This window comes from Ruegeria sp. AH7 (assembly GCF_056541325.1).
The window spans coordinates 81,876-95,831 of record NZ_JBQFYF010000001.1; the positions used below are offsets into that span (position 1 = coordinate 81,876).

Genomic DNA, 13,956 nt, shown 5'->3' on the forward strand with positions numbered 1-13,956 from the left:
AGCGGTCCTTTCAGCGTTTGCGGAACCAAATGAGAAATGGCAGCACGACCGCATACATCGTGATCCCGTAGACGGCAGATGGCAGGGCCAACGGGCTGAACCCGCTGTCGGTACTGGTGATCAGGGCCGCCAGCGTGATACCCAGCGTCGAGTTCTGGATGCCCGTATCAATCGAGATGCTTTTACACTCGGCCCATGACAGGTTTGCGGCACGCGCGATCCCCAGCCCGATCAGCAAAAGCGCGATATTCAAGGAAATCAAGCCCGTGCCCATAATGCCAAGGTTATCGACAAAAGTTTGCCAGTTTCCAGCCAGTGCTGCCACGACGATCAGAACGAAAAGAATGGAGGCAAGCGCGGACAAGCCACCTTCAACGCGGTTTGCAAACCCTGTGGCAAACTTACGAATACTGACGCCGATCGCGACTGGAAGGGTTGTGATCAGGAACATGGCAATGGCCAAACCGGTGATCGAAACCTCGGGCGCGTTTTCTCCCATAAAATGCGTGATAGACCACGCCGCCAGAACCGGAACTGTCAGGATCGACAGAATGCTGATTACCGCGGTCAGGCTGACCGATAAAGCCACATCGCCCTTGGCAAGTTTGGTCAGGATGTTGCTGGTTACACCGCCGGGGCAGAAGCTGAGCAACATAAAACCAACCGCGATCTCAGGGGGAAAGCCAAACAAGGTAACAGTTGCAAACGCGGCGATGGGCAGCAGCACCACCTGACACACCGCACCGATGGCAAAGGGGATTTTGCGGCTTAGCACACGTCGGAAATCTGCAATCTCAAGCCCAATACCCAGCGACAGCATGATAATGGCCAGCGAGATCGGCAGGCCGACATTAATAAGCAAATCCAAGAACAACTCCTCCCCAGGGTGTTTGGGATCAGCCTACGCGAGCTTGAAAGCCGCAGGCAATACCGCCGTTAGGTCACTTGTAGCGCTGGACAAACCGGCGCAGGATTTCACCGGGCTGGGTGACATCTGCGGCGTTGCAGATATCGATCAGGATTTGCGCGTCTTCAGGTGGGAAATAGCCGTGGTGCTTGTAGATATTGATGCGCTGCTCAAAGTCCTTTGCGTCCGCCTCCGGGTGAAATTGCGTGGCATAGACGTTCTGGCCCCAGCGGATCATCTGAAACGGGCAGGGGGCAGACGCGACAAGATGTACGCAGCCGTCAGGCAAGGCTTGCACGGCTTCCTTGTGGCCGACAAAGGCGTCGAATTCCCGGGTCAGCCCGGCTGTCAAAGGGTCTGTTGCGCCGTCGTCGGTCAGTCGGCAGGATGATGGGCCCACCGGCTCGCCGAACCGGGCTTTGCTGACATCCCCGCCCAGATGAGCCACCAGAACACCCAAGCCATAGCAGCAACCCATGAAGGGATGATCCTGCGCCGTGATCTGAGGCATCAGCCCCATGACCGCACCTTCGATCTTTGCGTCAAGCGAGGATTTCGTGTTGGGATCGTCACTGACGCAGCCGGGGCCTCCGCCGACGATGACACCCGCGTAATCTGTGACATTCAGCCCCTCGGGCAGGTCTTCGCAATCCAGCCGAATGCGGTGGGTCTGCTCTGGCGTGAGGCCGGTCTTGTCCAATATCGAGGCATATTCGGCGTCCGAGGCATCTGTCTCGGGGCGGAGTTGCAGGATCAGAAAGCGTTTCATAGGCGGCCTTTACCTGTCACAGCGGCCAGAAGACAAGGATCGAGGGGATCGAGACCGCGATGATCAGGATCTCCAGTGGCAATCCCATGCGCCAGTAGTCGCCGAACCTGTAGCCACCGGGACCCAGAACCAGTGTATTGTTTTTGTGTCCGATGGGGGTGAGGAATGCAGCTGAGGCCGCCACCGCAACCGTCATCAGGAATGGATCGGGTGAAACTTCCAAAGTACGGGCCATCTGGATACCAACAGGGGCGGCGACAATGGCCGTGGCAGTGTTGTTCAGCACATCCGACAGGGTCATGGTCACGACCATCAGCACTGTCAGAATAGCCCAGGCGGGCAAGCCATTGGTCAGTTGTATCAAGGCGTTCGCGATGAGTTCAGTCCCGCCGGAAGTCTCCAACGCACTGCCTAAAGGGATCATTGACCCTAACAGTACGACGACGGGCCATTCGATGTGATTGTAGATGTCGCTGATCGGCATGATCTTGATCAACACATAGGCAATGACCACAAGCCCCAACGCAATGGGCAGATAGATCAGGCCGACGCTAGCCGCCAGAACGGCCGCCGCAAACAGGCCAATGGCGAGCCAGGCTTTTTCATTTGCGGTTACGTTCAACCCGCGTTGTGCCAGCGGCAAACAGCCCAGCCATTCGGTCACATCAGCACCTCTGTCGCGGGGGCAGAGCAGCAGAAGGATATCACCTGCTTCCACCTCGGTCTTGCGGACCTGTTCGGTAATCTGGCGACCCTGACGGGAAATACCCATCAAAACGGTGCTCTGTCGCCATGCTAGCCCCAATCCCTGAGCGGTGCGACCTGCAATTCGCGCGCTTTCGGTGGCGACGACCTCGATCACTTCAAGCCCTTCGCCCTCGGCGGTCAGCACCTCTTGCCTCCGGGTGTCCGAGAAATTGAGTTTCAACGCTGCGCGAAATTCGTCCAGCGCTTCGGGGCGGGCCTCCAGCACCAGCGCGTCGCCTTCTTTCAGTGTCGCGTGGGAGGATCGGCCATAGCGCCGCTTGCCATCTCGGATCAGCCCAATGATGGCGACATCGGATTTCTCGGCATCTTCATAAAGTTCGCTGACACGCTTGCCGATATGAGGGGAGTCAGGAGGCAAGGTCAGTTCCGCGATGTATTCTGCTAAGGAATCCGAGGCTTCCTGTTGCTGGCCTCGGTTCGGGATTAACCGCCAGCCAATGAGGGACACAAACGCGAGGCCAGCAATCGCGGCTATGCCGCCGACTGGGGCAAAATCGAACATCCTGAAGGGCTCGCCCAGCGTTTCGGCGCGGATTGAGGCGATGATGATGTTCGGCGGCGTGCCAATCAACGTAGCCATGCCACCCAGGATGGTCGCAAAGCTGAGCGGCATCAGGGACAGCCCCACCGATCGCCCGGCCTTGCGCGCGGTCTGAATGTCCACCGGCATCAGCAGGGCCAGCGCGGCGACGTTGTTCATGAAGGCTGACAGAACCGCGCCGATCCCACCCATCAGCGCGATATGGGCGCCCAAACCGCGTGAGGCATCAACCAGCGTGCGGGTGATCAGGAACACCGCCCCGGACCGGACCAGCCCGGCAGAGACAACCAGAACCAACGCAACGATGATCGTTGCAGGATGACCAAACCCGGCGAAAGCTTTGTCTACTGGTACTACACCCAGCACGACGCCGATCATCAGGGCGGCGAAAGCCACGAGGTCATAGCGGAACCGGCCCCATAGCAGCATTGCAAAAACAGCAGCAAAAAGCGTGAAAAGAATGATTTGGTCTGTCGTCATGCCGCCACCATACCTGCACGGGGGCGTCTCGCAAGCCGATCCCTTGATCCTGCCCCCCGCAAACGTCTATATGAGCGCCGAACACGCAATTACGAATGACGAGGACGCACCATGGCAGGCCATTCCAAATGGGCCAACATCCAGCACCGCAAGGGACGTCAGGACGCCGCGCGGTCCAAACTGTTTTCTAAACTGTCGAAAGAGATCACCGTGGCCGCCAAGATGGGCGATCCTGATCCCGACAAGAACCCGCGCCTGCGTCTGGCGGTGAAAGAGGCCAAGTCGAACTCGGTCCCCAAGGACGTGATCGACCGCGCGATCAAGAAATCGGTTGCGGGTGAAGGCGACGAATACGAAGAAATCCGGTACGAGGGCTACGGCCCCAACGGTGTGGCCGTGATCGTTGAGACCATGACCGACAACCGCAACCGGACGGCTTCGACCGTTCGTTCCACGTTCTCGAAGAACGGCGGTAATCTGGGCGAGACCGGCTCGGTCGGGTTCATGTTCGATCGCAAAGGTGAGGTCATTTACCCGGCAGATGCGGGTGATGCGGACACGATTTTCGAAGCCGCGATTGAAGCAGGTGCCGAAGATGTCGAAAGTTCGGAAGACGGGCATATCATCTGGTGCGCGGATACCGATCTGAACGATGTCTCAAACGCTCTGGAAGGGGCGCTGGGCGAGTCTGAATCGACCAAGCTGATCTGGAAACCCACGACCACAACCGAACTTGGTCTGGAAGACATGCAAAAGCTGATGAAATTGGTCGATGCGCTTGAGGACGATGACGACGTTCAGCGTGTTACAACTAACTTCGAAGCCACTGACGAGGTCATGGCGCAGCTGTAACGTTTAGCGCGTTTTGTTTTCAAAGCTCGGTCATATTGGCCGGGCTTTTTTGATGCTTCAGAGGTGCTTGGCCGTAACCCTGTAACAGAATAGGCTAAACTGAGTTAGTCAGCACAGGTGCTGGTTTGGTCGTAGTTGATGGCAGAATGAATGACTCAAGACGCAAATGAGTTGGCAAAACGCAACGTCCCGGTTTTGACTGGGCAGAGCATATTGTCTCAGGTCGCGTGGACCTTGGGCAGCCCATCCGTTGTCTTACCCTTTCTGGCTGTGTCTTTTGAGTTGCCCATGTTTGTAGCGGGTGCGCTGGTCTCGATCCGTATGGTCGGCAGCATGATCGCAGATTTCTTTCTGGCTCAACCCATTGCGGCCCAACCCAGAAAGAAGCGCGCCATCGCAATGACCGAGTTTGTGATCGGAATTTGCCTGCTGATCGCGATGGCCGTTGCCGCGTCAGGCGTCGTGCCCCTGATCGCTGTGGCCTTTGTTATGGTCTTCTTTGTGATTGGTCTGGTCGATGAAATGCAGAACCTTATGTATACTGACCTGCTTGGGGATCATGTCCAATCCAAATCACGTATTTCAATGCGGTATTTGCAGTTTGGGGCCGGAGGTCTGGCGGCGATAGGTTTGGCCCTGCTGATCCATGAGATCACAAAGGACAACCCTCCGTTTTCGCGACACTCTGCTGTGATTGCAGTATCATTCACGTTCTTCGTTCTGTCAGGGATCTGCATCATGGCGGTGGCCGAGATCGGTAAAACTACAGGCGCATCGACCGACGGGAAACCTGCAGTCAAATTGTCATTCAAAGCAAATGTAAAAGCCATTGTTGAGATGTTCGATCACGCATGGTTCAGGCGCTACATGACAATGCGCATGCCTTTGGTTGTTGTATCCTTATCGGTTCCATTCTTCGCCCTGATCGCGGCCGAGGCGCATCATGCGTCGGCCAAAGGGTTGACCGCGATGATCATCTCGTCAGCTTCTGGGTATCTGGTGGCGGCGCCGCTTTGGCAAGTTGTCAATATGAAGTCGCATCGCGCCGTGATGGTTACGGGCACTCTGATGGTCGCGGCGACTGGAGTGGTGTTGTTGACGTTTCACTATCTCAAGCTGGATCATGATGTGCATCTGCATGCCGTTGCCCTGTTCATCGTAACGGTTGCCTCCACAGGTATCAGCAGCGCGCGCAAACTGTATTTTCTGGATGTCGCGCCAAAGGATCAACGCGTTCAGGCTTCGGCTGCGGTCAAGAGCATTGCCCGAATTGCAGCGGTTGTCTTGTCCGCTGGACTGGCCGCGATTGCACATATGCATGAGGTCGCCTTGGCCGTTGCATTTATCGTGGGGTGCAGTTTGATCTCGGCCTTAACATGCTACAGGATCGCTTTGCCGAAGGCTCAGGCGAAGGTCAATGAAACCAGCGGAAAAGCGTCAGAAGAAGGATGAGATTTCGTCTAAAGGCTTCTTCAGCTTGGCCACCGATGGAACCGTTGCAGTCTCTGAAGGGTGTCCAACCGCGATGATCATCGTGGGTTTTTCCGAGGCTGGCCGTTTCAGGGCCCCGTTAAGAAACTTCATCGGATTGGGGGTGTGGGTCAGCGTTGACAGACCGGCGTGATGCAGCGCCGCCAGCAGGAACCCGGTGGCGATATTCACGCTTTCGGGGACATAGTAGTTCTTGTAGCGCGTGCCGTCCTCAAACTCGCCCCAGCGCTGGGCGAACACAACGATCAGCCAGGGGGCGATGGTCAGGTGCTCTTTCACCGCGTTGGTGCCAATTGGTTCCAGTGCCTTGATCCATTCATCGCCTGCGCCACCGGCATAGAACCGGCGTTCCTCTTCCTCGGCTTCTTCGCGGATCTGCTGTTTCAGTGCGGCATCTGAAATGGCCGCAAAGTGCCACGGCTGATGATTGGCGCCCGACGGGGCCGTACCAGCTGTGCGCAGGCATGTTTCGATTACTGTTTTTTCGACATGGCGGGCCGAGAAATCGCGCACCGTATGGCGCTGCCGCATCTTATCGTGAAAGGCCAGTGCAGCCTGCTGCATCTGATCGTCGCTGATCTCGCACCGGTCGGGCAGGGGGATCGGATCATAGCTGAGGGCGTCGCGTGAAAACATAAGGTTACTCCGAAGGTTTACCTCTTATCCGTTTGCGGGCACCGGGGATCAAGGCTTTGGCTGCAGCCGCTTTGACCGCCTTGGTTAGCGGGGCCAGAGCTGGGGACAGGACGCGACCGACTTGCCAGGTCAACGCAACATCCAGATGTGCGTCTGGAATGAGGGGCTGCAACTTCCCGTCGGTTATGGGCTTGCGCACTAACGGTTCGGGGTTCATCCCCCAGCCGACGCCTGCAATCGCGGCATCAACGAAGCCGTGAGAGGATGGCAAAAAATGGGTCGGTGGCGTAATACGACCACCCGCCTGAGCCTCAAACCATGCCTTTTGCAGGCCGTCTTTGCGGTTGAATACAAGGCAGGGGGCGAGGCTGAGGGTGGATTTGTTTACACCTTCGGAAAACCAACGCTGCATGAAATCCGGGCTGGCCGTTGGCATATACCTTAGGGCTCCAAGCTCGGTGGCATCACAACCCGTCACCGGCTGGCCATCCACGGTGATCGCTGCGCTGACTTCGCCCCTGCGCAGCCATTGAGCCGAATGGTCCTGATCATCGATGACCAGATCAAACAGCAGACCCGACGTATTGGCCATCACGTCAATAAACAGGGTCGCGAGTATATCCGCTGGTATGGCCACGCGCACGCGGGCGATGTCGTTGGTTTGGTCTAGCGATAGCTCACGCGAGAGCTGCGCTTCGAGCAAACCGATATCTTCTGCATATTGCGCGATCCGCAAACCGGCTGGGGTTCCGGTGCAAGGGCTTCCTCGATTGATCAGGGTCGCGCCTACGCGATCCTCTAGCGCTTTGATCCGCTGCGAGATAGCGGAAGGGGTGACAGCCAAAGCACTCGCGGCCGCATCAAAGCTGCCATGGCGCAAAATCGCGGACAGCGCTGACAGGTGAAGAGGGTCGAGTAACATTAGTCAAACTTAACTCAGTTTACTATCATTAATTTGATAGATCACGTGGATGACGTTAGTCAACGCCTCGAGCAGTAGGAGGCATCATGTTCACAACCTTCATCGCCGGTTTTGCGCTTAGTTTCAGCCTGATCCTTGCGATCGGGGCCCAAAACGCCTTTATCCTACGACAAGGGTTGCGCCGCGAACATGTCTTTGTGCTGTGTCTGACCTGTGGGCTGTCTGACGCGATCCTGATTGCCGCCGGGGTTGCGGGATTTGGAACATTGGCGCAGGCCTTGCCGTGGTTTGAAACTGTGATGCGGTATGGTGGTGCCGCTTTCCTGATCTGGTATGCTGTTCGCAGCTTCTTATCAGCTTGGAAGGGTGGTGCGGCTCTCAAGGCCGGGAATGGCCAGGCAACCAGCCTGCGAACAGCCATGCTGACCGTTATGGCCTTCACCTGGTTGAACCCGCATGTTTATTTGGACACGGTTGTCCTGATCGGCTCAATCTCGGCGCAGTATGATGATCGGCTGAGCTTTGCAATTGGTGCGATGCTGGCGAGTTTCGTATTCTTCTTTACCCTTGGCTACGGGGCCAGGATCTTGTCGCCGTTCTTTGCGCGACCAAGGGCCTGGCAGGTGCTGGACGTGATCATTGGCATCGTCATGCTGGGTATTGCTTTGAAACTTGTTATCATGTGAAGGGTTGCCCGTGCCGACGTTTCGGTGTTCAACCTAGCGCATGAGTTCCCAAGCTGTTTCCTCGCGCCCGATCGCAGGCATGTTCTGGATGTTTGCCGCCGGGTTGAGCTTTGTCGTCATGACGGCTTTGGTCAAGTCTTTGGGCTCGACGATGGACCCGATACAGGCAGCATTTCTGCGCTATGTTCTGGGTCTTGTATTTCTGCTACCTGCGTTGCGACTAATTCTAACGACCCATCTCAGCAAACGTGATCTTGCATTGTTTGGGCTGCGTGGCGTGATCCATGGCGGCGCGGTCATGCTTTGGTTCTACGCGATGACGCAGATCCCGTTGGCAGAGGTGACGGCGATGAACTACATGACCCCGGTTTATGTCACGCTGGGTGCGGCGCTGTTTCTGGGTGAGAAGCTGGCCTTTCGCCGGATCGCAGCCATTCTGGTTGCCCTTATCGGGGTTCTGATCATCTTGCGACCGGGATTCCGAGAGGTCTCGCCCGGCCATGTTGCCATGCTTGGCACCGCGCTTACCCTCGGTGGGTCTTATCTGCTAGCCAAGTTGCTGGTGCGCGATATCCCACCTTCGGTTGTTGTGGCACATCTATCGATCTGGGTCACAATTGTATTGATCCCGTTCGCCATCGCAGTCTGGAACCCACCCAGCCTGCGCGATATCGGTGTCCTTTTTCTGGTGGCCAGCTTCGCCACGGCAGGGCACTATTTCATGACGCTGGCTTTGCAGGCCGCACCAGTAGCGGTTACGCAGCCGGTCACATTCCTGCAACTGATATGGGCTACCGTGTTGGGTGCTTTGGTTTTCAACGAGCCCATTGATATCTGGGTGGTTGCTGGCGGCACATTGATCTTGGCGGCGGTCAGCTTCATTTCCTGGCGCGAGGCCGTGCTGAACCGACGGGAACTGACACCACCCACCATCGCAACAAAGTTGTGATTTTATATCACGGAATGTTTGTTGATTGACGAGTCAACGTCTGCGCCCTAGCGTTTGCAGGCTGCGCCAGAGCGGGGTGGGGGTCTTTCCCGTGCGATGAGATCATCGGCTATCGTGCGAGGTCCTGAAACCCAGTTCTTTGGCCGTCACTTTCTGATTGGGGCCCGACAATGACAAAGCCGAATATTCTGATCCTGATGGTGGATCAGCTGAATGGAACGCTCTTTCCCGATGGCCCAGCTGATTGGCTGCATGCGCCCAATCTGAAGAAACTGGCAGCGCGCTCGACTCGCTTCGCCAATGCCTATACCGCCTCGCCCCTATGCGCGCCGGGCCGGGCAAGTTTCATGTCTGGGCAATTGCCCTCGCGCACTGGGGTTTACGACAACGCGGCCGAGTTCCGCAGCGACATCCCGACCTATGCGCATCATCTGCGCCGTGCGGGGTACTACACCTGTCTGTCCGGCAAAATGCATTTTGTCGGGCCGGATCAATTGCACGGGTTCGAAGACCGGCTGACAACCGATATTTACCCCGCCGATTTCGGCTGGACCCCGGACTATCGCAAGCCCGGAGAGCGGATTGACTGGTGGTATCACAATATGGGTTCGGTCACCGGCGCCGGGGTCGCCGAGATTTCCAACCAGATGGAATATGATGACGAAGTCGCATACCATGCGAAAGCCAAAATCTACGATTTGGCCCGGGGGCAGGATGACCGCCCGTGGTGCCTGACCGTCAGCTTTACGCATCCTCACGACCCTTACGTTGCGCGCCGCAAGTACTGGGACCTGTATGAGGATTGCGAGCATCTGCTGCCTGATGTCGCGGACTTTGGCTATGACAATCAGGATCCGCATTCCAAGCGGATTTTCGATGCCAATGACTGGCGCAGCTTTGATATCTCCGAAGACGATATTCGCAAATCCCGCCGAGCCTATTTCGCGAATATCTCGTATCTGGACGAAAAGATTGGTGAGATCCTGGAAGTGCTTGAAACCACCCGACAGGAGGCGATCATCCTGTTTGTCTCGGATCACGGCGACATGTTGGGCGAGCGGGGATTGTGGTTCAAAATGACCTTCTTTGAAGGCTCGGCCCGCGTTCCGCTAATGATCTCGGCCCCTGATCTGCCACCGGGTCGGATCGACACGCCGGTTTCAACCATCGATGTAACGCCCACGTTGGGCGCGTTGTCCGGCGTCGATATGGCTGAGATTGCCCCATGGACGGATGGTGAAGACCTATGCCCATTGGCAAAAGGGGCTGAACGGACGGTGCCCGTGGCGATGGAATATGCGGCTGAAGCGTCCTATGCACCGCTCGTTTCCCTGCGATATGGAAAATGGAAGTACAACCGCTGTGCCCTTGATCCGGATCAGCTGTTTGACCTTGAAAAGGACCCGCATGAACTGACCAATCTGGCCGACAATCCAGACCATGCGGGCACGCTGGAAAGCCTGCGTGCGAAGTCGCAAGCGCGATGGGATCTGGATCAGTTCGACGCGGATGTGCGAGCCAGTCAGGCGCGTCGCTGGGTGGTCTATGAGGCGTTGCGGCAGGGCGGTTACTACCCTTGGGATTATCAGCCACTGCAAAAAGCGTCGGAACGCTATATGCGAAATCACATGGATCTGAATGATGTCGAAGAAAAACAACGTTTCCCACGCGGCGAATAGTCGTACGCTTGGGTTTGGTGGGATGGATCCCTTCGGTTTGATCCGCGTCAAAGTATCGGCTGTTGTGGGTTGCTAGATAGATCCCACACAATCATGTTTTAGGAGCGAACAGCATGTCTCACACCCCGCACGAACTGGCCGAAGAGTTTCCGGACAAGGTCGAACTGATGAGCCAACTCAAGCAATCGGACGCACATTTTGCGCGTCTGGCCGATGAGTATCACGAGATCAACAGGCAGGTGCACCGGGCCGAGACAAATATCGAACCCGTGGAAGAACTGGCCGAAGGTGAGATGCGCAAGAAACGCGCGGCGCTGAAAGACGAAATTTGGGCAATGTTGACTAAAGCCTGAGGGCTTGGGCGGGGGCTCTGCCCCCGTCGCGGCGGGCTGCGGTTCCCCTAAGGTATATTCAGCCAGGTGAAGATCAGGTCACCTTGTAGGGCAGGGTGCCGCGCGTATGGGTATCGATGCTCAAGCGGCGCTCCAAAGGTGGGACTGAACGCTGATGGCAGGTTTGCCGTTCGCAAATCCGGCAGGAAATGCCGATAGGCTCGTAGGCGCTGGCATTGTTGATGTCGAGATTGTCGGCGTAGACAAGGGCCTGCGCATGGCGCACCTCGCATCCCAGGGCAATGGCATAGCGGCGGACCGGCGCGCCGTAGGAACCGCCTGATTTCGAGATATCGCGCGCCAGGGAGATGTATTTGACCCCGTCCGGTGTTTCCGCAAGCTGCAACAGAAAGTGCCCGGGCGTTTCGAACGCGCGATGCACATTCCATAGCGGGCAGGCGCCGCCAAAGCGGGCGAATTGCAACCGCGTTGCGGAATGGCGTTTGGTGATGGTTCCGGCCTGATCAACGCGGACAAAGAAGAACGGGATGCCCTTGGCCCCAGGCCGTTGCAGCGTTGAGAGGCGGTGCGCGATCTGTTCGATTGATGCGCCGAAACGGGTACTGAGCAATTCCAGATCATGGCGGGTTTCCTGTGCAGCAGCCAAAAAACTGGCATAGGGCATCAGCGACGCACCGGCAAAGTAGTTGGCCAATCCTATCTTGGCGATGGATCGAGCCTCGTCGCTTTGGAACTTGGCAAAGTCCAGCGTGGCTTCGAGCAGTTTATCCTGACTGATCAGAGCGACCTGCAGCAGCAACTGGAAGACCTGTGTTTGTGGCGCGGCGCGGGATGACAGGCGCAAGGTCTTGCTTTCAGAATCATAGGCGCGCAAGGTTTCGATGTCTGAGAACACGACTTGAATTCCGCGTTCGGCCAGGCTGTTCAGCGCGGCCTCTCGGATCCCCCCTGGTGCCTCGGCCCGATTGGCGAACAGTTCAGCGGCGCGGTCGACTGCATCGATGTAGTTGTCGCAATAGTGAAAGAAGTCTCGCACCTCTTCCCAGGGGCTGGCTTGCGTGCGTGAATCTTCGCGTCCCAATGCCTCATCCAATGAGGCGAGGCGTTCATGGGTTTGCCGATAGGTGCGATGAAGTTCGATAAAGGCCCGCGCCAGAGCGGGCGCGTTCGAAGCAGTCAATCGCAGATCGGCCAAAGGTGGAATGGCATCGGCAAAAACCGGATCGGCGAGCGCTTCGCGCATATCAGAGACCAGACGTTCGCTGTCACCTGTGCTGAGCTCGGTGACATCCATCCCGAACTCCTGCGCCAATGCCAGCACGACAGTGGTTGAGATCGGGCGGTTGTTGTTTTCCATCTGATTGAGGTAGGGCAGCGATACGCCAAGCTTTGCGGCAAATTCTTTCTGCGTGAGGGACAAACGGGTGCGCATCTCGCGCAGTTTGGCGCCTGCGTAGAGTTTTTGGGTGGGCATGGCGTGCCTTTGCAAGTTTACCTGTCTGGGAGGCTAACTTTGCAAACTCTGGAAGGCAAGCGGGCTTACAGGCCCAATTGTCGTTCGCGCCGGATCACCGAATAGATGGAGCAGATGGCCAGAACCGCCGTCGTCAGCATCAACCATAACAACGGCATGGCGCCTGTCTCGACTGTCAATAAAGCTCCGGCAAGCGCGCTGAGCCCTGCGCCACCACCCAGCATGATAGCCCCGCTCAGGCCCGCTGCGGTTGCTGCCAGATGCGGGCGAACAGAGAGTGCGCCGGACGTCGCGTTGGGTATGGTCATCCCGTTGCCGAGTCCTACAAACGTCATGAGACTAAAAAAGCTAAGTGCGCTACCGGCGCCGATCAGGAACAGCACGGCTGAAATTGCCACACCAGCGGCGTTTAGAATGCTGCCCCAAAGAACCATTCGGTTGACGCCAAAGCGCACAGAGTAGCGCCCGCTTAGGAAGTTTCCGAGAAAGTATCCAACCGCAGGCGCACCAAAATAAAACCCAACTTCGGCTGCGCTAAGCCCGAACAGTTCGGTTCCAATGAATGGTGCGCCGCCCAGATAGGCGAAGAATGCGCCGGACGAGAAGGCAGACGAAAGCGAATAGCCCCAAAACCGGGGGGATTTCAGAAGCTCGGGATATTCCCTGAATTGTTGGATCAGGGTTTTTCCGCTTTTTGCAGAGGTTTCGCCGAAATCCCAGTAGGTTAACGCCAGGATCAGTGCGCCCAACGCGAATGGTAGCCAGAAATTGGCTTTCCAGCCAAAGCTTTCTTCAAGGATACCACCGATCGCGGGGCCAATCATCGGAACCACTGCCATGCCCATGGTGACATAGCCAATCATAGACGCCGCCTGATCTTGATCATACATGTCCCGCACTGCCGCGCGGCTGAGAACCATCCCGACAACGATCACCGCCTGGCACATTCTAAAGAATAGAAAAACCTCGGCAGTGGGGGCGTAGATGCATCCGAGCGTTGCCAGCAAAAACAACCAAAGTCCCCACAGCAGCACCGGCCTGCGCCCGGCTTTGTCCGCGATGGGGCCGATCAGGATTTGCAGCACCGCATTGACCAGCAGATACAGCGCAATCGACAATTGCATGACCTTGTAGTCAGTCGCAAAATACAGCGCCATGTTCGGTAGGCTGGGCAAGAACAAATTCATGCTCAGCGCCGCTAGGCCTGACAGTAGTACAAGTGTGCCGATTGTGGGTGGCGTGCGGCGAACCGCAGTCGATCTGAACTGCATTGTTCACATGTATAGTGGCGGTTTTTGGGAATGCCAGATCAGTATCGGGCGAACCGCATATATTAGCAATTTTACAATTTATCAGGATGTGATTTTCATATATTTGCAAATTTGCTGGAAAGAACTTTAGCCAAGGTTGCTCAGCGGGTAGTGTTCGCCAAATTTAACAGGGGATATG

General features: G+C 56.7%; 13 protein-coding genes. 6 read left to right on the forward strand and 7 right to left on the reverse strand.

What is annotated here, in order from left to right; translation table 11 throughout:
• Positions 1 to 10 precede the first annotated feature (10 nt).
• The 3 genes from ACR0JX_RS00425 to ACR0JX_RS00435 form a co-directional block, all read right to left on the reverse strand.
• Entirely contained in the window at positions 11 to 868 is an 858-nt protein-coding gene (locus ACR0JX_RS00425) for a bile acid:sodium symporter family protein (protein ID WP_480540434.1), read from the reverse strand.
• 73 nt (positions 869 to 941) lie between these two features.
• Positions 942 to 1,676 carry a glutamine amidotransferase gene (locus ACR0JX_RS00430; RefSeq protein ID WP_480540436.1) on the reverse strand — a complete coding sequence of 245 codons (735 nt, stop codon included), beginning with the start codon at positions 1,674 to 1,676 and terminating at the stop codon, positions 942 to 944.
• Positions 1,677 to 1,692: 16 nt separating this feature from the next.
• Positions 1,693 to 3,465 (reverse strand): SLC13 family permease, encoded by a 1,773-nt coding sequence (locus ACR0JX_RS00435; RefSeq protein ID WP_480540438.1) that lies wholly within the window; start codon positions 3,463 to 3,465, stop codon positions 1,693 to 1,695.
• A 111-nt stretch (positions 3,466 to 3,576) separates the two neighbouring features.
• Between ACR0JX_RS00435 and ACR0JX_RS00440 the strand changes: the two genes are divergently transcribed.
• Both ACR0JX_RS00440 and ACR0JX_RS00445 read left to right on the forward strand, forming a co-directional pair.
• Positions 3,577 to 4,317, forward strand: a complete 741-nt coding sequence (locus ACR0JX_RS00440; RefSeq protein ID WP_480540440.1) for a YebC/PmpR family DNA-binding transcriptional regulator — start codon at positions 3,577 to 3,579, stop codon at positions 4,315 to 4,317.
• Positions 4,318 to 4,467: 150 nt separating this feature from the next.
• The gene (locus ACR0JX_RS00445) at positions 4,468 to 5,769 is read left to right on the forward strand and encodes an MFS transporter (RefSeq protein ID WP_480540442.1); all 1,302 of its coding nucleotides are present in this window, start codon (positions 4,468 to 4,470) and stop codon (positions 5,767 to 5,769) included.
• Here ACR0JX_RS00445 and ACR0JX_RS00450 read toward each other — a convergent pair.
• On the reverse strand, positions 5,755 to 6,444 hold the full coding sequence (locus ACR0JX_RS00450) for a nitroreductase family protein (protein ID WP_480540444.1): 690 nt from the start codon (positions 6,442 to 6,444) through the stop codon (positions 5,755 to 5,757). The two genes, ACR0JX_RS00445 and ACR0JX_RS00450, sit on opposite strands and share 15 nt — an antisense overlap.
• Positions 6,445 to 6,448: 4 nt before the next feature.
• Entirely contained in the window at positions 6,449 to 7,366 is a 918-nt protein-coding gene (locus ACR0JX_RS00455) for a LysR family transcriptional regulator ArgP (protein WP_480540446.1), read from the reverse strand.
• 86 nt (positions 7,367 to 7,452) lie between these two features.
• On the opposite strand from ACR0JX_RS00455, the gene ACR0JX_RS00460 reads away from it, so the two are divergent.
• The 4 genes from ACR0JX_RS00460 (at position 7,453) to ACR0JX_RS00475 (ending at position 11,033) form a co-directional block, all read left to right on the forward strand.
• A complete protein-coding gene (locus ACR0JX_RS00460) occupies positions 7,453 to 8,052 on the forward strand; it encodes a LysE/ArgO family amino acid transporter (protein ID WP_353011449.1) in 600 nt (199 codons plus the stop codon).
• A gap of 40 nt (positions 8,053 to 8,092) precedes the next feature.
• A complete protein-coding gene (locus ACR0JX_RS00465) occupies positions 8,093 to 9,001 on the forward strand; it encodes a DMT family transporter (protein WP_480540448.1) in 909 nt (302 codons plus the stop codon).
• A gap of 170 nt (positions 9,002 to 9,171) precedes the next feature.
• Complete coding sequence (gene betC / locus ACR0JX_RS00470; RefSeq protein ID WP_480540450.1) at positions 9,172 to 10,680, forward strand: choline-sulfatase; 1,509 nt, start codon at positions 9,172 to 9,174, stop codon at positions 10,678 to 10,680.
• Between the two features lie 113 nt (positions 10,681 to 10,793).
• Complete coding sequence (locus tag ACR0JX_RS00475) at positions 10,794 to 11,033, forward strand: HP1242/YdcH family protein (RefSeq protein WP_170531892.1); 240 nt, start codon at positions 10,794 to 10,796, stop codon at positions 11,031 to 11,033.
• A 73-nt stretch (positions 11,034 to 11,106) separates the two neighbouring features.
• Here ACR0JX_RS00475 and ACR0JX_RS00480 read toward each other — a convergent pair whose 3' ends face one another.
• Entirely contained in the window at positions 11,107 to 12,507 is a 1,401-nt protein-coding gene (locus ACR0JX_RS00480) for a helix-turn-helix domain-containing protein (RefSeq protein WP_480540452.1), read from the reverse strand.
• A gap of 65 nt (positions 12,508 to 12,572) precedes the next feature.
• On the reverse strand, positions 12,573 to 13,778 hold the full coding sequence (locus ACR0JX_RS00485; RefSeq protein WP_480540454.1) for a multidrug effflux MFS transporter: 1,206 nt from the start codon (positions 13,776 to 13,778) through the stop codon (positions 12,573 to 12,575).
• Positions 13,779 to 13,956: the final 178 nt, after the last annotated feature.